General features: G+C 25.8%; 30 protein-coding genes, 1 tRNA gene and 1 other RNA gene. 27 read left to right on the top strand and 5 right to left on the bottom strand.

The features are described from left to right. The first annotated feature begins 44 nt into the window (after positions 1-44). A complete protein-coding gene (locus T347_RS0102605; protein WP_031542998.1) occupies positions 45-590 on the top strand; it encodes a DnaD family protein in 546 nt (181 codons plus the stop codon). Here the strand turns inward: T347_RS0102605 and T347_RS0102600 are convergent. Then, positions 571-1,071, bottom strand: coding sequence for a Holliday junction resolvase RecU (locus T347_RS0102600; RefSeq protein WP_031542996.1), 501 nt, complete (start codon positions 1,069-1,071; stop codon positions 571-573). The genes T347_RS0102605 and T347_RS0102600 overlap by 20 nt on opposite strands. Positions 1,072-1,127: 56 nt before the next feature. Here T347_RS0102600 and T347_RS0102595 point away from each other — a divergent pair, with 56 nt between their 5' ends. The 4 genes from T347_RS0102595 (at position 1,128) to recA (ending at position 3,408) form a co-directional block, all read left to right on the top strand. Next, the gene (locus T347_RS0102595; RefSeq protein ID WP_031542994.1) at positions 1,128-1,472 is read left to right on the top strand and encodes a DivIVA domain-containing protein; all 345 of its coding nucleotides are present in this window, start codon (positions 1,128-1,130) and stop codon (positions 1,470-1,472) included. A gap of 40 nt (positions 1,473-1,512) precedes the next feature. Next, positions 1,513-1,846, top strand: an RNA gene (gene rnpB, locus T347_RS03850) — RNase P RNA component class B. A gap of 38 nt (positions 1,847-1,884) precedes the next feature. After that, positions 1,885-2,355, top strand: a complete 471-nt coding sequence (locus T347_RS0102590; protein ID WP_031542992.1) for a CinA family protein — start codon at positions 1,885-1,887, stop codon at positions 2,353-2,355. A 21-nt stretch (positions 2,356-2,376) separates the two neighbouring features. After that, a complete protein-coding gene (gene recA, locus T347_RS0102585) occupies positions 2,377-3,408 on the top strand; it encodes a recombinase RecA (protein WP_031542990.1) in 1,032 nt (343 codons plus the stop codon). A 61-nt stretch (positions 3,409-3,469) separates the two neighbouring features. Here recA and T347_RS0102580 read toward each other — a convergent pair whose 3' ends face one another. After that, positions 3,470-4,267 carry a hypothetical protein gene (locus T347_RS0102580; protein ID WP_031542988.1) on the bottom strand — a complete coding sequence of 266 codons (798 nt, stop codon included), beginning with the start codon at positions 4,265-4,267 and terminating at the stop codon, positions 3,470-3,472. A gap of 1 nt (position 4,268) precedes the next feature. Further along, positions 4,269-4,916 carry an ATP-binding cassette domain-containing protein gene (locus T347_RS0102575; protein ID WP_169734483.1) on the bottom strand — a complete coding sequence of 216 codons (648 nt, stop codon included), beginning with the start codon at positions 4,914-4,916 and terminating at the stop codon, positions 4,269-4,271. 285 nt (positions 4,917-5,201) lie between these two features. Here T347_RS0102575 and rny point away from each other — a divergent pair, with 285 nt between their 5' ends. The 4 genes from rny to T347_RS0102555 all read left to right on the top strand — a co-directional run bounded on the left by rny (position 5,202) and on the right by T347_RS0102555 (position 9,666). Beyond that, positions 5,202-6,716 carry a ribonuclease Y gene (gene rny, locus T347_RS0102570; protein ID WP_031542984.1) on the top strand — a complete coding sequence of 505 codons (1,515 nt, stop codon included), beginning with the start codon at positions 5,202-5,204 and terminating at the stop codon, positions 6,714-6,716. 198 nt (positions 6,717-6,914) lie between these two features. Beyond that, positions 6,915-7,625, top strand: a complete 711-nt coding sequence (locus T347_RS0102565; protein WP_031542982.1) for an ABC transporter ATP-binding protein — start codon at positions 6,915-6,917, stop codon at positions 7,623-7,625. Then, positions 7,625-8,596, top strand: coding sequence for an ABC transporter permease subunit (locus T347_RS0102560; protein ID WP_031542980.1), 972 nt, complete (start codon positions 7,625-7,627; stop codon positions 8,594-8,596). The genes T347_RS0102565 and T347_RS0102560 overlap by 1 nt, the downstream gene beginning before the upstream one ends. A gap of 107 nt (positions 8,597-8,703) precedes the next feature. Next, positions 8,704-9,666, top strand: a complete 963-nt coding sequence (locus T347_RS0102555; protein WP_031542978.1) for an ABC transporter permease — start codon at positions 8,704-8,706, stop codon at positions 9,664-9,666. A gap of 58 nt (positions 9,667-9,724) precedes the next feature. On the opposite strand, the gene T347_RS0102550 is transcribed toward T347_RS0102555, so the two are convergent. Next, positions 9,725-10,459 (bottom strand): class I SAM-dependent methyltransferase, encoded by a 735-nt coding sequence (locus tag T347_RS0102550; RefSeq protein ID WP_031542976.1) that lies wholly within the window; start codon positions 10,457-10,459, stop codon positions 9,725-9,727. Between the two features lie 62 nt (positions 10,460-10,521). Here T347_RS0102550 and T347_RS0102545 point away from each other — a divergent pair, with 62 nt between their 5' ends. From T347_RS0102545 to rplS, 7 genes are all read left to right on the top strand, one after another. After that, a complete protein-coding gene (locus T347_RS0102545) occupies positions 10,522-10,935 on the top strand; it encodes a PH domain-containing protein (protein WP_031542974.1) in 414 nt (137 codons plus the stop codon). 30 nt (positions 10,936-10,965) lie between these two features. Next, positions 10,966-12,315 (top strand): signal recognition particle protein, encoded by a 1,350-nt coding sequence (gene ffh / locus T347_RS0102540; RefSeq protein ID WP_031542972.1) that lies wholly within the window; start codon positions 10,966-10,968, stop codon positions 12,313-12,315. Between the two features lie 11 nt (positions 12,316-12,326). Next, complete coding sequence (locus tag T347_RS0102535) at positions 12,327-12,794, top strand: 23S rRNA (pseudouridine(1915)-N(3))-methyltransferase RlmH (RefSeq protein ID WP_031542970.1); 468 nt, start codon at positions 12,327-12,329, stop codon at positions 12,792-12,794. Positions 12,795-12,887: 93 nt separating this feature from the next. Beyond that, positions 12,888-13,163, top strand: coding sequence for a 30S ribosomal protein S16 (rpsP, locus tag T347_RS0102530; RefSeq protein WP_031542969.1), 276 nt, complete (start codon positions 12,888-12,890; stop codon positions 13,161-13,163). 61 nt (positions 13,164-13,224) lie between these two features. Continuing rightward, on the top strand, positions 13,225-13,725 hold the full coding sequence (locus tag T347_RS0102525; RefSeq protein WP_031542968.1) for a ribosome maturation factor RimM: 501 nt from the start codon (positions 13,225-13,227) through the stop codon (positions 13,723-13,725). A gap of 1 nt (position 13,726) precedes the next feature. After that, a complete protein-coding gene (trmD, locus tag T347_RS0102520; protein WP_031542967.1) occupies positions 13,727-14,455 on the top strand; it encodes a tRNA (guanosine(37)-N1)-methyltransferase TrmD in 729 nt (242 codons plus the stop codon). Between the two features lies 1 nt (position 14,456). Continuing rightward, the gene (gene rplS / locus T347_RS0102515; protein WP_031542966.1) at positions 14,457-14,843 is read left to right on the top strand and encodes a 50S ribosomal protein L19; all 387 of its coding nucleotides are present in this window, start codon (positions 14,457-14,459) and stop codon (positions 14,841-14,843) included. 27 nt (positions 14,844-14,870) lie between these two features. On the opposite strand, the gene T347_RS0102510 is transcribed toward rplS, so the two are convergent. Further along, positions 14,871-15,641, bottom strand: coding sequence for a hypothetical protein (locus tag T347_RS0102510; RefSeq protein WP_031542965.1), 771 nt, complete (start codon positions 15,639-15,641; stop codon positions 14,871-14,873). Positions 15,642-15,790: 149 nt separating this feature from the next. Between T347_RS0102510 and ylqF the strand changes: the two genes are divergently transcribed. The 11 genes from ylqF (at position 15,791) to T347_RS0102455 (ending at position 26,503) form a co-directional block, all read left to right on the top strand. Next, the gene (gene ylqF / locus T347_RS0102505; RefSeq protein WP_031542964.1) at positions 15,791-16,732 is read left to right on the top strand and encodes a ribosome biogenesis GTPase YlqF; all 942 of its coding nucleotides are present in this window, start codon (positions 15,791-15,793) and stop codon (positions 16,730-16,732) included. Next, positions 16,726-17,361, top strand: coding sequence for a ribonuclease HII (locus tag T347_RS0102500; protein WP_031542963.1), 636 nt, complete (start codon positions 16,726-16,728; stop codon positions 17,359-17,361). The genes ylqF and T347_RS0102500 overlap by 7 nt, the downstream gene beginning before the upstream one ends. Before the next feature lie 109 nt (positions 17,362-17,470). Then, positions 17,471-17,776 carry a single-stranded DNA-binding protein gene (locus tag T347_RS0102495; RefSeq protein ID WP_031542962.1) on the top strand — a complete coding sequence of 102 codons (306 nt, stop codon included), beginning with the start codon at positions 17,471-17,473 and terminating at the stop codon, positions 17,774-17,776. Further along, positions 17,776-18,528, top strand: a complete 753-nt coding sequence (locus T347_RS0102490) for a DNA-processing protein DprA (RefSeq protein ID WP_031542961.1) — start codon at positions 17,776-17,778, stop codon at positions 18,526-18,528. The genes T347_RS0102495 and T347_RS0102490 overlap by 1 nt, the downstream gene beginning before the upstream one ends. A gap of 75 nt (positions 18,529-18,603) precedes the next feature. Continuing rightward, positions 18,604-20,463, top strand: a complete 1,860-nt coding sequence (locus T347_RS0102485) for an ABC transporter ATP-binding protein (RefSeq protein WP_031542960.1) — start codon at positions 18,604-18,606, stop codon at positions 20,461-20,463. A 17-nt stretch (positions 20,464-20,480) separates the two neighbouring features. Continuing rightward, complete coding sequence (locus T347_RS0102480) at positions 20,481-22,328, top strand: ABC transporter ATP-binding protein (protein ID WP_031542959.1); 1,848 nt, start codon at positions 20,481-20,483, stop codon at positions 22,326-22,328. Positions 22,329-22,336: 8 nt separating this feature from the next. Continuing rightward, a complete protein-coding gene (gene trmFO, locus T347_RS0102475; RefSeq protein ID WP_031542958.1) occupies positions 22,337-23,650 on the top strand; it encodes a methylenetetrahydrofolate--tRNA-(uracil(54)-C(5))-methyltransferase (FADH(2)-oxidizing) TrmFO in 1,314 nt (437 codons plus the stop codon). 8 nt (positions 23,651-23,658) lie between these two features. Further along, the gene (locus tag T347_RS0102470) at positions 23,659-25,254 is read left to right on the top strand and encodes a hypothetical protein (RefSeq protein ID WP_031542957.1); all 1,596 of its coding nucleotides are present in this window, start codon (positions 23,659-23,661) and stop codon (positions 25,252-25,254) included. Between the two features lie 67 nt (positions 25,255-25,321). Beyond that, positions 25,322-25,398, top strand: a tRNA-Arg gene (locus tag T347_RS0102465). Between the two features lie 53 nt (positions 25,399-25,451). Further along, positions 25,452-26,198, top strand: a complete 747-nt coding sequence (locus tag T347_RS0102460) for a DUF3196 family protein (RefSeq protein WP_031542956.1) — start codon at positions 25,452-25,454, stop codon at positions 26,196-26,198. Then, a complete protein-coding gene (locus T347_RS0102455) occupies positions 26,198-26,503 on the top strand; it encodes a hypothetical protein (RefSeq protein ID WP_031542955.1) in 306 nt (101 codons plus the stop codon). Before T347_RS0102460 ends, T347_RS0102455 begins: the two co-directional genes overlap by 1 nt.

Genomic DNA, 26,503 nt, shown 5'->3' with positions numbered 1-26,503 from the left:
CTTTTTTTATTTGGTAAAATCTTTATAGAAGAAGAGGTAATAAAATGTTAATTAACTTAATCAATATGGGAGTTGTTTCCAAAAAGAAAATTTTAATGTTAAATTATAAAAAAATTGGCTTAAATGAAAATCAAGTTATGATTTTAATGATGTTAATGTTATTGAATGATGATCATAAAACTAAATTTATTACCCCAATTCAATTATCAGAATTAATGAATTTTTCTGTTGAAAAAATCGAGTCTGAAATTAATGATTTAATTGAAAGAGATTTAGTAAAAATAACTTCTAAAAATATAGATTTCTCTAATGTGTTTAAATCTCTAGCAACAGCAAGTGAGCGAGAATTTTTAGTTCTTGAAGATGAAAAATTAGTAACCACTATTGAAAAAGTAATTGGTCAAGATTTATCTGAAGACCAAATTAATGATTTAAACAAAATTTTAAAAACAAAATTAAGTAAAACAGAACTTTATGCAATATTAGATACTAATAAAATCTTTTCATATGAAGATTTAAAGAGAACGATTGCAAATACTATCCAAAAAGAACGTAAAGGTATTTCTAAATTTAACTGATTAGAAAATTAAGTTTTTCAATAAAATCTAATTTTAAATTTTCATTTATAAATAATTCATGAGCATATAATTCAAATCAATCAATAGTGATTGATTTTTTATTTGAACTTATATAATTATTTAAAATATTTCATTTTATTAAAAAGAACCTATCATAGTAACCCAAATAAACAATTATAAATGCTATTCCACCCATTTGATCAACATCATTAAGTTTTTTGATTTGATTTGATCTTAAAAGGCTATATTTAAAAACTTTTTCATAAGTTTCTTTAGCTTCAAATTCTAAATAACGTCCATTTCACAAGCCAATATAGTCACAATTTGTATTTAGTGCAAAATAAGCTTTTTTGATCACATTATTTTCAATGTTTGCAAAATTAATATTTGTTGGAATTTTACTGATGATTGCAATTTTTTGATCAGTATATTTACTGATCGTTATACTAATTATTTCCTCTAAAAAAGCTCCCTTATTTTTTATTTTATTCATATTACCTCCTAAAAGGTTTTAGAGAAAAATGATATTATTATTCTAAGAGGTAAGTTATGAATAAAAAATATAATATTAGAGAAATTAAAGAAATGGATTTTCAAAGAACAAATAATGGTTATGAAATGTCAGAAGTTGATGAATTTCTAAATGAATTAGCTGAACAAATCAATGAAGCTGAACAAGATCGATTAGACTTATCAAACACTATTAAAGCTTGTGAAAGAGAAATTGAGGATCTTAATAGAAAAATAGAGAATCTAAAAAGATCAATCGATGAAAATGAGAGCACAATTAGTGCTTTTAGTAATCGACTTTCAAATTCGCATACAGTTAAAACTCTAGTAGATGTTGAAACAAAAGTTAATGAAATTTTAACAATTTTAAACAAAAAACTTTAAAACTAATAATTATTAAATAATGATAAAATATATATGAGATTTTAAAAGTCAATCGCTATATTTGCAAAATAATATAGAGGAAACTCCACGCTTGCACAATCTGTGATGATTGTAGTGATTATGCTAAACGAAAAAATAAGTTTAGGCAACGAAAGTTGACGGCATATGAAACCTAAGGGAAACTAGGGTGTAGTATTTAAAGTGCCACAGAGACGAATAAAGGGAAACCTGGAAATGGAACGCGGTAAACCCCATAAGCAAGAAACCCAAATTTTGGTAGGGGAGTCTTATTTAAAGAACTGAATTTAAATAAGGAATGGAAACATTAGATAGATGGTTGACACTGGCAACAGTACAAAACGTGGGTTATGATTAAAATCTCACTATATTTTTTAAGAATTTGTGGTGAACTATGAATAATACAGAAAAAATGATTAAAATGTTAATTGATAAAAAATTAACAATATCAACATGTGAATCTTTTACAGGTGGTTATATTGCTAATGCAATAACTAATGTTGAAGGATCAAGTAAAGTATTTTATGGTTCATTTATTTGTTATAACAATAATTTTAAAAGAGATATTATTAATATTGAGGAACGAGTTATTAAAAAATATGGTGTTGTTTCAGCAGAATGTTCTGAACAAATGGCTTTATTAACTTTTGCAAAAACAAAAACTGATATTGTGTTATCTTTCACAGGTAATACTAATGGTGAATTATTAGAAAATAAGTTGAGTAATTATGCCTTTATTTCAATTAAATATAAGGAAAATATTCAAACATTTAATATTTCTAAAACTAATTTATCAAGAATTGAATTTAAAGAGTTTGCATTAAATTTCGTAATTAATGAATTAAAAAAAATCATAAATTACTAATACCTTTTAGGAGGTATTTTAATGAATACAACAAAAAATAAAAACGGAGATATTTCTATGGCTAACACAATCGAAGAAAAAGAAATTTTGGAATCAGTTTTAAAAGAAATTGAAAAAACTTTTGGTAAAGGAACAATTGTTAGACTTGGTGATGTTGAACTAGAAAATATTGAAGCTATTTCTTCAGGAAGTTTTTTAATTGATCAAGCAATTGGAATCGGAGGTTATCCTAAAGGAAGAATTATTGAAATATTTGGACCAGAATCATCTGGTAAAACAACTTTAGGTTTACATGCAATAGCTTCTTCGCAATCTCAAGGTGGAGTTGCTGCTTTTATTGATGCAGAACATTCTCTTGATCCAAGATATGCTAAAAAAATCGGTGTTGATCTAAATCAATTACTAGTAACTCAACCAGATAGTGGTGAACAAGCACTAGATATTTTAGAAGCATTAGTTAAATCAAAAGCAATTGATATTATTGTTTTAGATTCAGTAGCTGCCTTAGTTCCTAAATCTGAATTAGATGGTGAAATGAGTGATCAATCAATTGGTTTACAAGCAAGATTGATGTCAAAAGCATTAAGAAAATTAAATGGAATCATTTCTAAAACAAATACAACAGTATTATTTATTAATCAATTAAGAGAAAAAGTGGGAATTGTTTTTGGAAATCCAGAAGTAACTCCAGGTGGAAGAGCTTTAAGATTTTATTCATCTTTAAGACTAGAAATTCGTAAAGGTGAACAAATTACTAATAATGGTGAAATTATTGGTAATAAAGCAAAAATAAAGATTGTTAAAAATAAAGTTGCTGCTCCTTTTAAAACAGCAATTATTACAATTGGATATAATGAGGGTATTAATAAAATATCTGAAATCCTTGAACTAGCTTCTCAATATGAAATTATCGAAAAAACTGGAGTTTGATATTCATATAATGGTGAAAAAATTGGTCAAGGAAAAACTCAAGCTATTCAATGATTAAAAGATCATAAAGAACATTTAGATAAAATCGAATTAGACTTAAAAGCAAAAATTACTAAAGATTAATTTGACGTTTAAAAAATCGCAATTTATTTGCGATTTTTAATTGTTAAATATATTTGTAAAACTAAGCAAATTTATTTTTTACTTTTTTATCATTCATAAAATAATGTGAACTAGATCTTATTGATTTTCATAAAAATAAAAATAGTAAAATGCTGTAACCAAGATTAATTAGTAGTACTCAATATTGTGATATTTTTATCATTTCTTCTATATTTGGTAGTAGATACATCATATTTAAATAAGGCATTGCTATAAAAATATAATTAATTCAATTTAATTTATCTAGTAAAAGTCCTCAAAATATTCAGATTAATAACGTTATTAAAATAATAACTAAATTTAAAATTAGATAGCCATTTGCGTTTTTGCCTTTGTTATATCAAAAATAGTAAATTGCAAAATGAATACCAATTATAATCAAAGGTGTAAAAATGAAAAATAATAAATAAAAGGAAAATCAATTTACGAGATTAAAATCTGGATATGTTTGAGTTTGTGATCATATTAAATTGAATATAATAATTAATAAAGTATTTAAAGCTAAGATTAAAAAACTAGCTAATAAATAATAAGCGATTAGATATTGTTGTTTTGAAAAATTATTTAATAAATAATTTTTTACTTTTCCAGAAACTATATTTTTATTAATTGAATAAATGAAGAATAAACTAATTACAGAAAAAATAATTATTCTCGCAAATGAAAAGCTCAACAAAGCATTTACATTACTAATATTTATACAAATTTGAATACTGATAGATAAAAAACCTATGAAAAATAAAATGGATAAAATTATTTTTTTAAATGATTTGAAGAAATTAACTAACTCAAAGTTGATTAGTTGGAAAACGTTATTCATATTAATTTTCCTCTCAATCTTTTAGATAAGTAATTTTTTCAATAAGAAATTCTTTCTTTTCTAAATTTGATCCCATAAGTTTAAAGTCATTGATAATTCTTCCATTTTCAAAATGCAAAACTCGATTAGCTAAATCAGTAATTTCATTAACTTCGTGACTGATCAAAATAACAGTTAAATCTTTATTTTTTAAATCAACAATCAAGTTTTTTATTTTCCTGCGTCATCTAGAGTCTAATCCAGAAAAAATCTCATCAATAATCAAAATTTTAAAAGGTTTTATTAAAGCTAGAGCAAACTTTAAACGTTGTTGCTGACCAAAACTTAATTCGGTATATAATTTATCCTTCAAATCTAACAATTCGAAATCTATTAAAATTTTATTTAGATTTTCTGATGATCATAGTTTATTGATTTTTAAAAAGAATGTAATTAATCGATATATTGATTCGTTTGCAAAACTTGTATGTTGAAAAGTTACTGAAAATATCGAACTAGGATCTTCAATAGCAGTATTAATATCAATTCTACCTTGTTCAAAATATTTAACACCAGTAATTAAATCAACGAAAGTAGATTTACCAGAACCATTTTCACCACAAAGTGCAATAACTTCTCCAGAATTTATATTCAAATTATCTATTTTCATTTGAAATAAACTTTTATTATGAGGTCTATATAATAAATTATTTATTTTTATCATTTTGTAACTTTCTTTGAACGTTTTATTCAATTTAATTCTATCAAAATTAAATTTTTAAACTTTGTTTTTAAGCGTTTATAAATATATTTATTAATCAAATAAATTTATAACTAATGTCTTCTATTCACTAAAACCGATAACTAATAGTGGTTTTTGCTTTTTTAATTTATAATTAAATAGTACGAAAGTACACCACAGTTTTCCTGATACTAGAAATAGATAGGAAAAAATATGAATACATATCAAATTGTTACACTTATCTTAGGTGTAACTCTATTAATTACAATTTCTTTTTTTGTTTATTTTCTTTTTTCTAAAAGTAGAAAAAAGAAAATAAAAATAGCAGAAAAAGAAGCAAAACAAAAAGCAAAAATAATTTTAGAAAAAAGTTATCGTGAAATCAATAATTTGAAATCAACATTTGAAAACGAAAAACGTAATCTAGAATCAGAATTAGAAACAGAAAAAAATCGTCTAAAATCAGAAAGAAAAATTTTAGAAAAAGAACAAGATCTTTTAGAATATAAAGAAAATCGAATTATTTCAAAAGAATTGGACATCGAAAAACGTAAAAAAGAATATGATGAAAAAGTAAATGAAGTTTTAAAGAAACTTGAAACAATTTCTGGTCTTTCACAAAAAGAAGCAAAGAATATTATTTTAGAACAAGTTGAAACAAGATTAGGTAATGAAATTGTATCCTTGGTAAAAAATGCAGAATTAGTTGCCTACACAAGAGCTAAAGAAATTTCTAATAACATCATTATTGAAGCAATGCAAAAATACGCAACAGATATTGTTAATGAAAAAACATCAAATATAGTTAAACTACCAAACGATGAAATGAAGGGTAGAGTGATTGGAAAAGATGGAAGAAATATTAAAGCATTTGAACAATATGGTGGAGTTGATATTTTAGTTGATGAAACACCTGGAGTTGTAACAATTTCGTCTTTTAATCCAATTAGAAGAGAAATAGCTACAAGAGTATTAGAAAAATTAATTAAAGATGGAAGAATCCAACCTGTTAAAATTGAATCTGAATTAGAAATTGAAGCTAAAGAATTAGAAGCAACAATTATTGAAAAAGGTTATGAAACTATACGAGAATTAAATATCAATGATATGGATATCGAAATGGTAAAACTAGTTGGTAAATTAAAATATAGAACAAGTTATGGTCAATCTGTTTTACTACATTCAATTGAAGTTGCTAAAATAGCTGGATCAATAGCAGCAGAACTAGGACTTGATGTAAAAGAAGCTGTTAGAGCTGGTTTACTTCACGACATTGGAAAAGCTGTGGATTTTGAAGAAGAAGGTAGTCACGTATTGTTAGGTAAAAAAGTTGCTAAACGATATGGAGAAAGTGATATTGTTATTAATACAATTGCTTCTCATCATGAAGATGAACCGAAGAACAGTGAAATCGCTGCAATTGTAGCAATTGCTGATTCAATATCTGCATCACGTCCTGGTGCTAGAAACAACACAATTTCTGATTTCATTTCTAGAATGAAAGAAATCGAAAAAATATGTAATGAAATTCCTGGAGTTAATCAAAGTTATGCACTTCAATCAGGTAGACAAATTAGAGTTATTGTTGATCCAATTGAAGTAAGTGATGCTGAATTAATGAATATAGTGAAAAGAGTTGAAAAAGGAATTGTTGACAATGTTATCATTCCTGGAGAAATCACAATTACAGTAATCAGAGAAAAAAGAGAAATACATATTATTAAATAATTTAAAAACCACTTTCCAAATAAGGAAAGTGGTTTTTTATATAATTTTAATTAATTAAATATTTGTTAAGCTTATACATTATTTAAATACTTTCTAATAATTATTATCATAATGAGATATTAATAATTAAAAAGTAGATAATATAGATATTATAAAATATCTACAAAAATGACTATGTAGAAATGGAGAAATAAGTAAATGATTAAAGCTGAAAATTTAACTAAAGTTTATTCTGAAAATTCTGGAAACTTTAATATTAATTTATCAATTTCAAAAGGGGAAGTTTTCGGAATAATTGGTCCTAATGGAGCTGGAAAAACAACTTTGATAAGGCAAATATTAGGTTTCATTTCACCAGATAAGGGAAATGTAAGAATAGATGAATTAGATCCGTTTTTAAATATTGATAAAATAATGAAAAAAACAGGGTATTTACCGGGAGAGGTTTCTTTAAATGATGATCTTAAAGGAATTGATTATTTAAAAACTGTTCACTTTTTAAGAAATGGAACAAATGAGGACTGAGAATACACTAAAAAGTTAATAAACTATTTTGAAATTGATACAAAGACAAAAATAAAAAAAATGTCTAAAGGTATGAAACAAAAAATAGCTATTATTACTTCTGTGATGCATAAACCAGAGTTATTAATTATGGATGAACCTACATCTGGATTAGATCCTGTTATGCAAGATCTATTTAATGCGTTCATATTAAAATTAAAAAATGAAAACAACACAACAATTATTATATGTTCACATATCTTTGAAGAAATAGCTAAAACTTGTGATAGAGTAGCGATAATAAAAAACGGAATTTTAGTAAAAGAATTCAATGTATCAGATAAAGATATTGAAAAGATAAGCAAAGAATTTAGTGATGTGTACAAAAGAAAAGAATTTAAATAATGAATTTACATTTTAAAAAAGCAAGAGTATTAATTACTCATTTCAAACTTCAATATAAATTAATTTTGTTCTTCATGTTAATATTTTCTGCAATAACAGGAATTTTAATTTATATAAATAGTAGTGAACAATTATTTCACTATATCGCTTCAACTAGAGTTCGTGAATGAATAGGTGGAAATGAATGAAATCTACCTCATCAAATAATTACTGATGAAAATGGTTTTTCAAGTACAATAACACTTCTTTTTGGAACAATAGGAATTATTTTTTTTACAGTACAATCTATAATATTTTCATTTTTAAATTTTAATAGAGAAATTAAAAATAAACAAATTTCTCTTTGAATTTTATCTGGCATAAATAGAAAATCTCTTTTTCTAAATAAAGTGATTTATACATGATTGATAATAATTTTTGTATTTTTCCCCTCTTTTTTAGGAATTGTAATTTATTCTAGCTTTGCAGAGGATGCACAGCAATTAATTGGTAATGTTTTTGCTGATTGTCTTTTGTTTATAGTAATAAATATTTTTATTGCATCACTAATTAATTTTTTAAGTATAAAAACAAAAGAAAATACAACTATATTTTTTGTTATTGTTGGAATCTTTATTGCATATATGATAAGTTCTTATATATTAATTAATATATATGAAAGTTCTTATGGGGATAAGTTTCCTTTAGAGATGGATAATCAAAATAATGTTACATATTATTTTGGATTTTTAAAATATATTTCTATATTCGAACTTTATAAACCAACATTGGAATTTTATACAATAGACATAAGCGAAATCAAAAGTAAAACTAATTGATATGGGTGAGAACCCACTGTCGCAGTAGTTGAATCGTTAAATTACAAAAATATCACTTTAGTTATTTTATTCCCCATAATAAATTTTATGGCCACACAAATATTAAACTTTTTAAGTTATAAAGACTATAAAAAAATAAATATTAATATTTAAATAATTAGTAAAAAATGAAATTTTAGTAAAAGAATTCAATTTATTAGAAAATGATATTTAATAAGATCATTAAATAATTTAGTGATATATAAAAGAAAGGAATTTAAATGATGACTTCGCGTTTTAAAAAAACCAGAGTATTAATTACTCATTTAAAACTTCAATATAAATTAATTTTATTCTTCATGTTAATTTTTTCTGTAATTACAGCAATTTTAATTTATATAAATAGTAGTGATCAATTAGTTCACTATATTGCTCCAACAAATATGACAATAGGGATAACAAATAACCAAGGAACTATTATTGATTTTCAAAATATTGTTTTAAAAGGCTTTTCTAGTGTAATTACTCTTCTTTTTGGTGGGATAGGAATAATATTTTTTTCAATACAATCAGTAATATTTTCTTTCTTAAACTTTAATAGAGAAGTGAAAAATAAACAAATTTCTTTATGAGTTATATCGGGAATAAATAGAAAAACGCTTTTTCTAAATAAAATGATTTATACATGATTAATAATTATTTTTGTATTTTTACCTTCTTTTTTAGTGATTGTTATCTATTCATCATTTGCAAATGATGCAAATCAAACCATTGGAAATGTTTTTGCAGACTGTTTACTATTTGTTTTAATTAATATTTTTATTGCATCAATAATTAATTTTTTAAGTATAAAAACAAAAGAAAACACAACAACATTTTTTATTATTGCTGGACTCTTTATTGGATATCTTATAATATCTTATTTTTTGATTAGTGAATATGAAAGTGTTTATGGAAAAGTTTTTCCAATAGATGTTGAAAATCACTCAACGTACACTTATTATTTCGGATTTTTGAAATACTTTTCAATATTCGAATTATATAAACCGACATTAGAATTTTATACAAGAAAAATAAGTATAAACTCTTTTGATGTTCAAATTATTTTTGGGCCATACGTATCGTCGATAAATTATAAAAATATAACTTTAGTTATTTTATTTCCAATAATAAATTTTGTTGTTTTACAAATATTTAATTTTTTAAGCTATAAAGATTACAAAAAAATTAATATTAATATTTAATAATCAGTAATAATTATGTTTATAAAAAACACGTTCGTTTAAAGGAGCGTGTTTTTTATTATTTTTTAGCAATAAATGTAACAGTTTTTAAATTCAACATTCTTTTATCACCATAATTTTTAATCACTTCGATTTTACTAAAACCAACTGATTTTAAAATCATTTTAAATTCATCAATTCCATATCAATTTAATTCAAAATTTTGTTCTTCATAAACATCATCTTGAGTGTAAGTAAATAATGATTTGGTTTTTTGGTGTTCTCAATCCATTGAAAGAGATCTATTTTCTAATGTAATTGTTTGATCATTTACTTGGTAATCTTTCTTGTGAATATCACCAGGTTTAAAACTAATTGGATAAATTAAATCGAGCATCACTTGACCATCGTCAGTTAATAGTGATCTAAAGTTTTTTAAAATATCGATTGCTTCAGTTTTATCTTGAATTAAACAAAAACTTCCATTAGGCATAATTATTGAATCAAATGCTGTGTGATACTTAAAATCTCTTAACTCAGCATGTTCTAAATAAGAATCAAGATTGTAGTGACTAATATTTTCTTTACAAATATCAATCATTTCTTGAGAGTTATCAATTCCAATGATGTTAATACCTTTACGAGCTAAAGGTATTAACATACGACCATTACCAACTCCAGCTTCAAGAACTAATCCATCTCTAGGCATTAACATTTTCGTATAAAATTCAATATCACCATCAATAGAAGTTCCTGGTGGTTTTGTAAAGTTGTAAATTAAACTCGCTAAACTACCATAATAATTTTTATTCATAATTACTCCATATTCTTTAAAATAATTATATATAAAGTAAAATTATAAATATAGGAAATACAATGAATACAAATTTTAAAAAATTAGAAGAATCAACAATGTTTGTAAAAGAGATTATTGAAAAAGATGAATTTAAATTATTAGTACAAAGAATTTTTGATAGTGAAACTATCATTGAAGCTTTTGTGTGTAATATTGATAATGTTCCACATTTAATTGGATTAACAGATAGAAGAATTTTAATTTGTAAACGTGGTGAAATAATCAAGAATAATATAATCCAAATTGGATTAGAACAAATTAATGATATTAAACTTAAACAATTTGCAAATATTGGTGGGTTATCAATTAATTATCAAAAAGATTTATTCATTGAATTAAATGATATGACTTTAATTGAGGCAAAGTATTATGGTAAAAAGATGGTTGATGCAAATTTAGCGTGAATTGATAATTACAATATATCTTTGTTATAATTTAAATAGAAATAATTGGAGGAAATTATTATGGCATTTGGAGATTTTTTATCTAAGAGAATGAAGAAGTCGATTGAAAAAAACATGAAACAATCGACTTTAAATCAAGATAATATTAAAGACACATTAAGAGAAATTAGACTAGCTTTACTTGAAGCTGACGTTAACGTTGAAGTGGTTAAAGAACTAATTGAAAAAATTAAAGAAAAAGCAGAAGGCGGTTACATCGAAGAAGGTGTTAAAGCACACCAACAAATGGTTAAAATTGTTCACGATGAACTAATTGCTGTTTTAGGTAAAGAAAATGCCTCTTTGAATTTAACAAAAAAACCAACAGTTATTATGATGGTTGGGTTACAAGGTTCAGGAAAAACAACAACAACTAATAAATTAGCTAATTTACTAAGAAAGAAACAATCTAAAAATCCTTTAATGGTTGGATTAGATATTTATAGACCTGGAGCGATTGATCAATTAGTCGAATTAGGACAAAAAAATAACATTACTGTTTTTGAAAAAGGAAAACAAGCTCCAATTAAAACTGCTAAACAAGCAATTGAATTTGCTGAAGCAAATGGTCATGATGTTGTTTTATTAGATACTGCTGGTCGTTTACAAATTGATAAAGATTTAATGAATGAATTAAATGAATTAAGAAAAACAACATCACCAAGTGAAATTTTACTTGTTGTTGATGGAATGATTGGTCAAGAAATTATTAATGTTACAAATGAATTTAATAACTTATTAAAATTATCAGGTGTTATTGTAACTAAACTTGACGGTGATGCACGAGGTGGGGCAACACTTTCAATCAGTCATATGACTAAACTACCAATTAAGTTTATTGGAGAAGGTGAAGGTGTTTCTGCACTTGCTGCATTCCATCCAAAAAGAATGGCTGATCGTATTCTTGGAATGGGTGATGTTGAAACTTTATTTGAAAAAGCAGTTGAAAATATCGATGAACGTTCAATGCAAAAAACTATGAAAAGAATGTTCATGGGTCAATTTGATCTTGAAGATTTAAGAAATCAATTAGCTCAAGTATCTAAAATGGGATCAATTGGTGGATTGATGAAAATGGTTCCTGGAGCTGGAAAAATTAGTGATACTCAAATTGAAGATGCTCAAAGAAAACTTGTTGTCTTTTCAATCATTATGGATTCTATGACTTTAAAAGAAAGAAGAGATCCTAGATTATTAAAAGCGTTAACTAGAAAACAACGTATTATCAAAGGTTCTGGTAGATCAGAAAAAGAATTTAATGAACTGCTAAATAACTTTGATAAAGGTAAAAAACAAGTGATGGAAATGACTAAAATGATGAAAAAAGGAAAAATGCCACAATTTGGTGGTAGAGGATTTGGTGGTTTTTAACCACTTTTATTATGAAAATTAAAATCCTTTGTTTCGGAAAGCTTGATGAAAAATATTTCATCGATGCAAGTAAAGAATATTTAAAAAGAATATCAAAATTTGCTGATTTAGAAGTTATTGAATTAAAAGAGGAATTTAAATTTGCTGATCTTAAAAATCGTGAAATAAACTCAAACTCGCTTATGCAAAAACTAGAATCATTTAAAGATCATGAAGTTATTGTTATGGATGTCGCTTCAAAAATATCTTCTTCAGAAGATTTAGCAGAAGAAATCTTAAATATAAAAGATTTAAAAACAGGTAAGGTAATTTTCACAATTGGTCCAAGTGATGGATATTCTGATGATTTTAAAAATAAATATAAAAACAAAATATCTTTTGGAAAAATAACATTACCACACCAATTGTTTAGAATAATTTTATTAGAACAAATCTATCGCTCATTTAAAATTAATAATAATGAAAAATATCATAAATAATTATTAAGGTGTTAAGTAAAATTACTTGACACCTTATTTTTTTTATAGTATTATAATTAAGGTTTAAAAATTATTAATATAAGGAGGACAACAATGGTTAAATTAAGATTAAAAAGAATCGGAAAAAAACAAGCTCCATTCTACAGAATAGTAGCTGCGGATTCACGCGTTAACCGTAATGGTCAATATATCGAATTAGTAGGTACATTTGATCCATTAAAAAACGAAGTAAAAATTGATAAAGAATTAGCTTTAAAATGATTACAAAATGGTGCTCAACCAACAGATACAGTTAGAGATTTATTCTCAAAAGATGGTGTAATGAAAGAATTACACGAAGCTAAATTAGCAAACAAATCAGCTAAATAATTTAAATAGTTAAATTAACTTTGCCTTTTAAACTCAAAGTTAATTAGATAGCGAGGTAATTATGAATTTGCAAAAAAATTTATTAAATATCGGTACTATCGTAAATACCTTTGGGACTAAAGGTATGGTAAAAATGGTTATTTCTGAAAATACATTTATAAATGGTGATATTTCAGAAATTAAATTAGTTTTCACGAAAAAAGATAGTGGATCATATATTCCTTTAAGGGTTGAAGAAATTCAAAATAAGGAAAATAATTTATTAATAAAATTTGTAGGATTAGATTCTATAAATGATGTTGTTAAATTTAAAAACATCAATTTATTTTTTGATAATACTGACGAAATATTTATTTATGAAACTCCTTTAACTGAATTTATTTGTATTTATGGAAATGACAAAATTAAAGTTATTGATTTAATGAATAATGGAGTACAAGACCTGATTAAAGTAAGTTATAAATTAAAAGAATTTTGAATCCCGATGGTGGAAATGTTTGTTGATAATATCGATGAACAAGAACAAAAGATATATCTAAAAAATATTGAGGGGTTAATGTAATATGAAATATTCAATTATTACTTTATTTCCTAACATTATTAAAAGTTATGTTTCTGAATCAATTATTAAAAAAGCGATTGAAAAAAACGCAATTGAATTTGAAATAATTGATATTAGAGATTTTACAAAATTAGCTCATAATCAAGTTGATGAATATCAATATGGTGGAGGAAGAGGAATGGTTTTAATGCCAGGACCTGTTGTAGAAGCTATTGAATCAGTTAAAACTGAAAATTCTATAGTAATGCTAACAACTCCACAAGGTAAAACTTGAAATCAGCCACTAGCAAAGGAATTTGCTTTGAATTATGACCACATTATTATTGTTTGTGGACATTATGAAGGTTTTGATGAAAGAATACTTAAATATATTGATGTCGAAATTTCTATTGGTGATTTCGTATTAACTGGTGGTGAATTACCATCATTAATAATTATGGATTCAATCACTAGAATATTACCTGGAGTTATAACTCAAGAATCACATGAGCAAGAAAGTTTTGAAAATAATTTATTAGATTATCCAGTTTATACAAAACCATTTGAATATCGAGGAGACCTAGTTCCAGAAGTTCTACTAAGTGGTCATCATGCTAACATTCAAAAATGACGTGATGAACAACAATTAGTAGCAACACTTAAAAAGAGACCAGATTTAATTCAAGAATCATCTCTAAACAAGGTTCAATTAGAACTATTAAAAAAATTAAAAGCGGAAGGAGACAAATAAGATGAGTTCAAAAGCAACAAAAACAATGAAATCAAAATACGATATTGTAAACAATCAATTGCGTCAAGATTTACCAGATTTTACATCAGGAGATACAATCAAAGTTGATGTAAAAATTAAAGAAGGGGAAAAATTCCGTATTCAATCTTTTGAAGGATTAGTAATTAAAACTCAAGGATCAGGAATCACTTTTTCTGTAGTTGTTAGAAAAATGTCAAATGGAGTATTCGTTGAAAGAACATTCCCACTACACTCACCAATTATCGATAAAATAACATTAGTTAAACGTGGTCGTGTACGTCGTTCAAGAATTTACTACATGAGAAATCTTACAGGTAAAGCTGCAAGAATTAAAGAAATTATTCCTACAAAAGCGGATAAAAAATAATAAAAAAGACCAAATTATTGGTCTTTTTTATTGATCTTGGAAGATTGTTACTCAAATTTGAGTCAAAATATATTCAAATGATAATCTTTCTAAAACAATGCTAGGAATATTACTTCTAACGTCTAAATCGATGTGAATAAAATCTCCATCAAATCTTTTAAATGATTTATCTGATGTCATAATAATCAAATTATCACATTTAGCTTTTATTTCATCAAAGAAATAATAAACATCTTGATTTAAACTATCACCAACTAAAAAGAAAACAATATCATTTTTTCTAATTTTGTCATACTTTTTATAAGCTAATTGGCTAATTGCGTTTTTGTAAACTTCTAATCCTGTTGCTGAAATAATCTCACATAAATAAAAAGATTGACTTTGTCAGTTTGGACTATTAATTATAAATGTGCGAACACCATCTTCGGGTCCTATAAGTTTATAAATATTAGCAATTTTTTTAATCGCTAATTCATTTTTTTCATAAAGTGTATCAAGAGTATTTAGAGTATGACAATGTAAAGAACTTGGCTCAGTACAATTTAATGGTGGCATATCAATTACATAATGATCAGATAGCATTCTTAAATTATCCAAAAATTCTCTATATCCTGAATAACCTAATCTAATACAAAACTTACTTACTGCACTTTGTGAAACATTTACTTTTTCACAAAGATCGTTTAATTTTAAAAATTTACCAGTAGTAATTTGTCTAAAAAATTCTTTAGAAAGAATATAATTGACACTACCATCTTTCTGATTTTTCATAATATCTAGCTTTTGATCTAAACGCATTGTTGCTCCTATTTTTAAGTAATTATATAGATAATTTATAATAAGAAAATATCTTAAAATGAAAAAAAGCCTTAATATGAATAAGTTACACTCGATACTTTGTTTTTAATTGTTAAAGTAGTTATAATCATAAATAAGTGAGGTGCAATATGAGTGTAGAATTTAACTGATTTCCTGGTCATATGAATAAGGCTTTAAAAGAAATTGAAAAAAGAATCCCTGTAGTTGATCTTGTTATTGAAGTAATTGATGCAAGAGCTCCATATTCATCTCAAAATCAAACTTTTAGAAAAATATTAAAAAATAAACCAGTTCTATATGTAATGTCTAAAGGTGATGTTGCTGATCCTGTTGTAACTAAAAAATGAATTGAACAATTAGAATCTCAAGGACATGTTGTATATTTATTAGATAATCGAAATAAAAACATTGTTACAGACTTAATTAAAGCAATTGATAAAGCCACATTTGAAAAACAAGAACGTGATAAAAAAAGAGGAATGTTAAACTCTTTAATTAATGCATTAGTAATTGGAATTCCGAATGTTGGTAAATCAACATTTATTAATAGAGTTATTAAAGATAAAAGTGTTAAAGTAGGAAACAAACCAGGAGTTACTCGTGGAATTCAAACAATTTCATTAAATCAAAGAATGACTTTAATGGACACACCAGGTGTATTACCTGCAAAACTAGAATCTGAAGCAGTTGCAACTAACATTTGTGGAATTAATTCAATTAAAGAAGAAGTATTTCCAAAAGAAAGAATTAGTGCTCGTTTAATGAAGTATATTTACAATGAATATGAAAAAGTGATTGAAGAATATTTCAAAATAACTCCTCATCTACAAAGACCAATTCAAATTACTGATACTTTTGTTATTTTTGAAATGATTGCTAAATCAAAAAAATGATACTTATCTGAAGAACTTCCAGATACTGAAAGAGCAATGACTGTTTTTATGCATAAATTAGCAGATGGAGAAATTGGAAAAGTTTCATTTGAAAAACCAGAAGAAATTTATTTTGATGAAGAAGAAATCGTTAAACGTGTTCGTAATCAAAATGGTGACATTACAAAATTATGATAGAAAATATTAGATATAAATTTGATCAAAATATTATCAAAGAAAAACAAATTTCAATAATATCAGGAAGTGATGAAGCTGGCAGAGGTGCCATGGCTGGTCCTGTTGTTGTAGCTTCTGTGATCTTAAAACCAAATTATAATAATCCGTTAGTTAAAGATTCTAAACAATTGTCTGAAATTCAAAGAGAAGCTTTATATCAAGAAATTATTGATAATGCTATTGAATGAAAAGTATCAATAATTGAAGCTCAAAGAGTGGATATTTTAAATCCTAAACAATCAAGTGTTGTGGGAATGATTGAAACAATTAGAAGTTTCAAAACTAAACCAGATTTAGCGTTGATTGATGGTGAAGATATTAAGGTCACTGATTTTGCATATCTTAAGTTAATAAAAGGTGATGATCTATCACAATCAATTGCTGCAGCTTCAATTATTGCTAAAGTTACACGTGATCGCATTATGAATCAATATGAAATTGATTATCCAGGATATGGATTTGCAAATCATAAAGGTTATTGCGCTTTAAAACATAAGCAAGCTACAGCAAAACTTGGAGTTTTAGATATACATAGAAAATCGTATAAACCAATAAAAGATATCTTAAATTCAATTAATTCTAAAAAGTAATCATTTTAATGGTTACTTTTTTGTTTCTACTCTTAATCCAAAATAGCCATAGAAATTATCTTTGGCGCTAGTAAAAACTAGTAATTAAAAAGAATGAAAGAGGTAAAAAATGAATTTAGTAAATTTAATTGGTCAAATTGAAGGCGATGCACAAATTGCTTATGAATCTAAAGATGGGGGTAAGAAATTGTACAAATTCACAGTAAAAATACCGAAATCTTATAGAGGAAAAAACGGAGAATCAATTAATGATTATGTTAATGTTAAAGCTTGAGCTGATAATTTAGATGAAGAATTTGGATTATTTGATCAAGCAATTGTGGGTATTGAGGGGAAAGTTCATTCTTTTGGTAACACTGATAAACAAAATTTTGGAAATGAAATTATCGCTACTCGCGTTTTATATTTAAACTAATGGAAAAAATACTTTTATACTTTGCTATTAAATATAAAGGAAATTGAGATGATGTTTATAAAGCATTAGATTCAAAAGAACGAGTAGCTGTTGAAGAATTAGAAAAATTAAATGATGAAAAGTATCAATTTGTCAGTGTTATTAACCCCTTATATCCAAAAGTATTGAAAAACGCCTTTAAACCACCATTTATTCTCTTTTTCGATGGCAGTATTTCACTACTAACTAATTGAAAAAGAATTGTTGGATTATTTACAAGTGGAGATTTATCTCCGAATGGTGAAAGAAACTTCAATATTTCTGTTAAAGGACTAACTGAAGAAAGAAAAATAATTGCAATCAAAGAAGATGATCTAAATACTTATAAAACAAACACACTTGTCAAAGAAAATGCGCAAGTAGTTGTAATATTAAAAAATACACTAAAAAATTTTCAAAATAACAAAAATGAAATATATAGAGAATTACAAAAAATAGATTTTTTATTAATTACCGAATTTGGTAATGAAATTGAAAAAGATAATACACAATATCAAAATCGATTAATCTCTGGATTAATCACTGTAGCCCTTTTCGTACAATTATCATCATTATCTAAAACTAAAGAATTAATTGATTTTGTTTTGAATGATGGAAAAGAACTTCTCGCCTTTCCTTATGATAATTTCGATAAATCAAACAAAACAAATAAACTAATCAAGCAAGGCGCTAAATTAGTGGAAAATATAGATGATATAATTAACAATTTATAGATAATACAATAGGCTTATGCCTATTTTTTATTTGTTTTAATATGATAAAATATAATGAACGGATAAGGAGGAAATATGACAAAAGAAAATACAAAACCAAAAGCAGACCATGAAATTGAAAAACAACTTTCAAAAGCAGGGAAAAGTTCATTTTTTAAATTAGTAGCTCACTATATGTTAAAAAATAAATGATGAACAATTTCTGTTATTTTAAGTGTTGTTACTTTAGCAATTTCTACTGCTTTAGTTCCAAAAATAACAGAACAGTTAATGTTATCTATTAAAGATATAGATGGAAACTGAGGATTAGCTAGCTCAAATTTACAAGATAAATGATGAGGTGTTAGCTGACAAGGAAATGTTGGTATTCAAATTGGATTGCTAGTTATTATGGGTATATCTACTTATACATCACAATGATTGGCAGGGCAACTTGGTAAAAAAATCGAAGTAGATTTGAGAAATGATATTGTTAAAAAACTTATTGAGTTAGATATGTCATATTACTCAGATAAAAAAATCGGAGATATTTTAACTAAAGTTGTTTCTGATACTAAAATTATTGGAGAGCAAACAGGAATTATTCCGATTTCTTTCCTACAAGCAACATTAACTTTAATCGCATCAATTATTGTTTTAGCAACAATTGATTATAAATTGACAGGAATTGCAATTTTAATGTTTGTAATTTTACTAATTTTATTTGGTTTAGCTTATTTACCTATTAAAAAATTATTGTATGTTTTAAGAGCTAGAATTACAAGAATCAATGGAGATGTAATTGATAGAATTAACACTGTTAAATTAATTAAAGCTACAGGAACTGAAAAATATGAATCAGCTAGATTTGTTGATCTACATAAAGGTTATTATGATCAATACAAAAAAATGAACCTTTCACAAGCTACAATGTTGGCAATTCTATTCTTAGGAGTTAACTCTATTCAAGCTGTGATGGTTGTTGTGGCAGTTTCAATTTATGATGACGCTGCTTTATTAGTAGCAATCCTTCCTTCAATCATTACATCTGTTGGAATGATGATAGGACCAATTATGGCATTTATGAGAATGATTATGGGTTTAATGCAAGCAGCTACTGCTTCTCAAAGAATTCAAGAAATTTTAGATGAGAAAAAAGTTATTGATAATCACTTCGAAACAAAAGAAGGTATTCACATTCACAAAATTACAGGTGATATTCACTTCAAAAATATAAATTTTGCTTATCCTGAAAAACCAGGAAAAGTAATATTACCAAACTTTGATTTCACTTTAGAAGAAGGTAAATCATATGCCTTTGTTGGTGAAACTGGTGCTGGTAAATCTACTATTTCAAAATTGTTATTAAGATTCTACGATCCTACTGAAGGTCAAGTTTTAATTAATGACACAATTAATTTAAAAGACGTTTACTTATCAAGTTATTTAAACCATGTTGGTTATGTTGAACAAGAACCATCAATCTTATTAGGTGATATTTTTGATAACGTTCGTTATGGAAGATTTGATGCATCTGATTGAGATGTTGTTGAAGCATGTAAAAAAGCTGAATTACATGACTTGATCATGACTTGACCAGAAGGTTATAAAACAATTCTTGGAGAACGTGGATTTATGTTATCTGGTGGTCAAAAACAACGTTTAGTAATCGCTAGAATGTTCTTAAAAGATCCACAAATTTTAATTCTTGATGAAGCAACGTCTGCTTTAGATAATTTAGTGGAAAAAGAAATTCAAATTAAATTAGATGAATTGATGAAAGGTAGAACAACTATCTCAATCGCTCATAGATTATCAACAATTAAAAATGTTGATCAAATCATAGTTCTTGGTCCTGGAAAAGGAATTGTTCAAACCGGAACATTTGATGAACTTAAAGAAACACCTGGTCATTTCAAAAAATTATATGATGCAGGTAAAAGTAATAAAGAATAATATAGGAGGTTCTTATTATGAAAAAAAATAAAACAAAATATGAACAACCTAGTGTTTTTAAAAAAGGTTTTGATTCTGAATATGCATTTTCATTAAAGAAAATGGGTCATTTCATGAAAATCATTATTGAAACAGCTAAGGATAATATTTTATTATTTGCAACATTAATTATTGTGACAATACTTGATGCGATTGTAATTGTATTATTACCACTAGTTTCTAATCAAATGGTTAAGACAATTACAGAACCAGAAATTATGACATATTTATTTGGTTTACAAATGACATGAGAAACATGATTATATACATTAGTAGGAATGTTATTTGCAATATTTGTTTTAGAGTGATTTACAAACTTCACAACAGGAATGTTTTCTGCAAAAATCGAAGTAATGCAAAGAAATAAAATATTAATTTCATTAGTTAACCAAGATGTGGATTTCTTCTTTGATAATGTTTCGGGTAATATTTTCACAAGACTTGTTGCAGATACACAAGGTTTATCAATGGGAATTCAACAATTCTTATTAAATATAATTTGGTGTGGATCAGCTGTTGTATCATCAATAGTTGTGATGTTTGCTAATCATCAATTTTTAATTGGTGGAATTTTATTGGCATATCTAGTTGTAGTAATTTTAATTGCTATGATTATTTTTGTATTTTTCAGAAGAACATTAATTTTAGCTTATGATATGAAGCGTGAAATTGATGCTGATATGACAGATAGAATTAATAATATTTCTTTAATTAAAGCATCTGGTTTAGAAGAATATGAAATTAATCGTTTATTTGAAAAAAATGATAAATATGCACATTCAATAGATAGAACTATTAAATGAAACTCTACATTAAACTTATGAATTAATATCACGACATCATTCTTTTCAACTTTAGTAATTATTATTTCTGCAATTATGTATGCAAACAATAAACCTGCAGTTTATCAAGACCTACCATTAATTCTTTTAATTGTAGCTCAAGCTGTGGTTGCAATCATTATATTAGTTCCGACTTTAAGAGCTGCTACAATGGCTTCAAATGCGTCAAACAGAATTGCCCAATTAACTGAGCCTGTACCTTTTATTGTTAAAAGTGAAAATCCTAAAACTATTGAAGGAATTGACAGTGTTGAATTCCGCGATATTTCATTTGCATATCCTAAAAAAATTGACAAAGTTATTCTTCCGAATTTAAATATTACATTTGAAAAAGGTAAATCATATGCTTTCGTTGGTGAAACAGGATCTGGTAAATCAACTATTGCAAGATTACTATTAAGATTCTATGATCCAATAAAAGGACAAGTAATAATTAATGATAAATTTGATTTGATTGATTTAGATTTACCAAATTATTTATCTAATGTTGGTTATGTTGAACAAGAACCACAAATTTTCTTCGGAGATTTTATAGAAAATATTAAATATGTTAAATTTGATGCAACTGATGAAGAAGTGATTGAGGCATGTAAAAAAGCCAAATTACATGATTTCATTTTAACTTTACCAGAAGGTTACCAAACTATATTAGGTCAACGTGGTTTCTTACTATCAGGTGGTCAAAAACAACGTTTAGTTATTGCTAGAGTATTTTTAAAAAATCCTGATTTAATTATTCTTGATGAAGCTACATCAGCTCTTGACAATATTGTTGAAAAAGAAATTCAAGCTCAATTAGATGAACTTATTAGAGGGAAAACATCAATCACTATTGCACACCGTCTTTCAACAATTAAAAATGTTGATGAAATTATTGTTTTAGGTGGAAACGGTGGAGGAATTGTTCAAAGAGGAAGTTTCGAAGAACTTAAATCTACACCAGGACATTTCAAAAAACTATATGAAGCTGGATTAATGAAATAGGAGTGAATATGAAAATTAACATCATCGGTGCTGGTCTTGCTGGAAGCGAAGCTGCATATCAACTTTCTAAAAGAGGACATGAAGTAAATATTTATGAAGTTAAAAGACTTAAAAGAAATCCAGTTCAAGTTACTAATAATTTTGGAGAATTGGTTTGCTCTAATTCTTTAAGAAGTGATGATTTATTGAATGCTGTTGGTACATTAAAAGAAGAAATGCGTATGTTAGATTCTTTAATTATTAAAGCTGCTGAATTTGCAAGAGTTCCAGCAGGTGGATCATTAGCTGTTGATAGAGAAATATTTTCAAATTATATTACTAAAGTTTTAGAAGAAAATGAATTAATCAATATTTTCGATCAAGAAATTGATGAAATTGAAAAAGACGCTATTACTTTAATTGCGTCAGGACCATTAACAACAGAATCATTGCAAAATAAAATCAATTCACTTTTAGGAAGTGATGATTTTTACTTTTTTGATGCTGTGGCACCAATTATTAAAAAAGAATCTATTAATATGGAGATTGCTTTTAGAAAAAATCGTTATGAAAAAGGCGAAACAGAAGACTATATAAATTGTCCGATGAATAAAGAGCAATATGATTTATTTTATAATGAGTTAATTAATGCTGAAACATCGATTGCTCACTTAGAAGATGATCAAACGTTAAAATATTTTGAAGGATGTATGCCTGTTGAAGGTATGGCTAAACGTGGTGAAAAAACACTATTATTTGGTCCAATGAAACCACAAGGTTTAAGAAACTTAGATGGAACAAATAATTATGCTGTTGTACAATTACGTCAAGATGATGCTATTGATTCTTTATATAATATTGTTGGTTTTCAAACCAACCTAAAATGACCTGAACAAAAGAGAGTTTTTTCTTTAATTCCAGGTCTAGAAAATGCTGAGTTTGTTAGATATGGTGTAATGCATAAAAATAATTTTATCAATTCACCTAGAGTATTGAATGAGTTTATGCAGTTAGAAAAAAACGAAAACATTTTCTTTGCAGGACAAATAACTGGAGTTGAAGGTTATGTTGAGTCAACAGCTTCTGGTATTTTAGCAGCAATAAATATAGATAAAAAAATTAAAAATAAAGAAATGATTTCGCCTCCACCTTCAACGGTGTTGGGATCTTTAATTCACTATATAAATAATGCTTCTGCAACCAATTTTCAACCAATGAAAGCTAATTGAGGAATTGTTTCGGAAATATCAGGAATTGATAAGAAAAACGGTAAAAACGCTAAAAAAGAGGCTTATTCTAATCGTGCGTTAGAAGACATGAAAAAATTTATTACTAAACTTTAGGAGGAAATATGTTAAATAGACATGAATCGGTTTTTTGAACAAACTATAACGAATATAGCAAAACAACACAAAATCCAATTTTTAAAAAAATTTCTTCTGATTTAAAAACAAAGATAAATGAAATTTTTCATGTTTCTTATTATGGTATTTTTCAATATCAATTATCAAAAGGAATTTCATTAAGTTCAATCGCGCCTGCTAAAATTTTAGAAATCACAGAATATATTTCTAAAAATTATTCATTATTATTTCAATTTGCATATCAAAGTAAAGAAGTTAAATCAAAATTTTTAGATATGACTCAAGATGATAAACAATTTATTTTTGAAGCAATTGATAAAATTGTGATTCCATATATTGCAGAAAATGATTTTAAAAATGTCTATAATTTTCTTAAAAAAAATTCTGCGCCATATACATTGTTAATGAATTTAGCTTTCAAACATGAATTTGATGTAAATTATATTAATGAAAATGATTCAAATAGAATTTATCATGGAATTGCATATCCTGTTTTAGTGACTATGCTAATGATTGATGTAACAGAGCCATCTAAAATGATGGAAAAAATAACTAAAATATATAGCATTGAAAATATTTCTAAAGCACTAAAAAGTGGTAGATCATTATCGAAAGAAGAAATTGAATATATTAAATCTGACATCGATACCTTAAATTGCGAAGAAGACTTTCACTCATTAATTTTGAATTTTAGTTATGAAAAATGAAATGAAACAGATTTAAATACGCGTTATCGATTAGTATTTCAATTATCTAAATATACAGCACTATTTTTAAAAGATAATATGAAAAAAATTTCTGTCTTGAGAGATGGTGAAGAAATTTTTGAACTGATCCATAATTATTTACCCATTTTAATGTTAAAAGTATATGATTTAAATTTAGATAACACAGTTAATGAATTTGAAACAGAAGAAGGAATTTCTGATTTTTTAATGACATATAATTGTCGTGATTTTGATGTTGAAAAAACATTAAACCATATAAAATCTATGAAAAATTCAAACAAAATCACCATTACTGAAGATAAACTAAAAACCTTTGTTAGATTATCTAAATACTCTACTTCGTATTTAGAATTAGTTCATAAATTAAAAAGAGGTAATGGTATTTTAGGTAATTATTTAATTGAAAATAAGAAAATCGGAATCGTTAACACACTTAAATTTTATGTTGAAGATGAAGATAAGAAGTATGTTTTAAATTATAAAAATGTTCGTTTTAACTTTATCAAATTAGATTCCAAGGATTTAGAAAGATTAGAAACACCTGCTAATAAATTCGTTGAATTAGCTAATGATAAATCTGAAATAAATATTATGTTAAGAATAATTTCTTTAATTTTAACAATTGAACCCAAGTCAGCTAAAATGTTCGGTTATTCATGAGAAAATATGGTCAAATATTATTTAGTAGCATTTGGTCCATATAAAAAATCAAAACATGTTTATGATCGTTCTGATTTAAAACTAATCGAAAATAAAGTCAATAAATTGTTAACACAATACAAGACACTTAAGCAAAAAGAAAAAGTGATAGATTCACTGTATTTAATTTCTAAATTATCTTCATTTAAAAATTAAAAAAAATATTAAAAATACTATGAATTACATATAAAAAATATTATAATTTACTATGTAATTTATATTTGCCCATGTAGCTCAGTTGGATAGAGCACGCGCCTTCTAAGCGTGAGGTCGGAAGTTCGAGCCTTCTCGTGGGCACCACTTAAAAATGACAATCATGCTAAGCATGATTTTTTTATATAAAAGGAGTAAAAATGAACTATTATGATGAAATTATTTTAGAGATTAAGAACTTAATTGAAACTAAAGATTATCAACAAGCAATGGAAATAATAGATTTGGAACTAAAAATACCTTATGTTCCTGCAGATAGTGAATTAGAACTTCTAAAATTAAAAAGAGAAATATTAGATATTCAAGTCGATACTTATAAAAATAGTGGTGCCAAAGCTTTTTCAATTGAAGAAATTCAAGCTATGTTAAAAAATTTTAAAGATCCAATTGAGCAAATGATTGCAATTCAAAATTTATCAACAATAAATATAAGAAATATAATTTTAGATGTTGAAAAATTTTTAATTGATGAAAATAATTCACCTGAAAGTAAAACTTTTATGTTGATGAATTTGAATGCTCAAGAATTAGATAAAGAATTTAAAGTTATTAAACATAAAGAATTTTTAATTAATCCAATTAATATTGATATGGAAAAAATCGAAAATACTATGCAAGAAGTTAAAAATTTATTAAGTAATACTCTTGGGCAAGACAATCCTTCATTTTTTGAAATGTGTAATGAAGTGTTATTTACTTATTTCTTAATAACTTATCCAGAATTTGAAATTGATAATATAAATAATTTTGCAGCAGCATTAACAAAAATTGTTTATGATGCATCTGGGGTTGATATTTCAGATGATGAACTTAATAAATGATTTTTAATAGATGATGCACAGATTGAAAATATAATTAAAAGAATAAGAGAAAGTGGAGCGATTTAATGAAACAAATAGAAATTGATGAAAAAGACTATGTTGTTTGAAACGATTATAATGACTTAATGGTTCAAGCTTTTGGCATTGGTTGTTCATTATGTGGTTCTAGTGATATCTTTTTTGTTTTAAAAAATCATCCTAAACCTATTGGTAATTTATTAAAAGAATTATCTAATCAACTTTCAGATGAAGAAGTTGAAAAATATATTCAAAAACCTTTAGAAGATTGACAAATTTTTGATGATAAAAATGCAGATCAAGAAAGACCTACTTTTTTGTGCGATGAATGCTTCAATAGCATAGGAGAATAA

It is taken from the genome of Mesoplasma photuris ATCC 49581, assembly GCF_000702725.1.
GTDB classification, from domain to species: domain Bacteria; phylum Bacillota_I; class Bacilli_A; order Mycoplasmatales; family Mycoplasmataceae; genus Tullyiplasma; species Tullyiplasma photuris.
The sequence above is the reverse complement of the archived record's forward strand: the minus strand, read 5'-3'. Positions and strand labels throughout refer to the sequence as shown.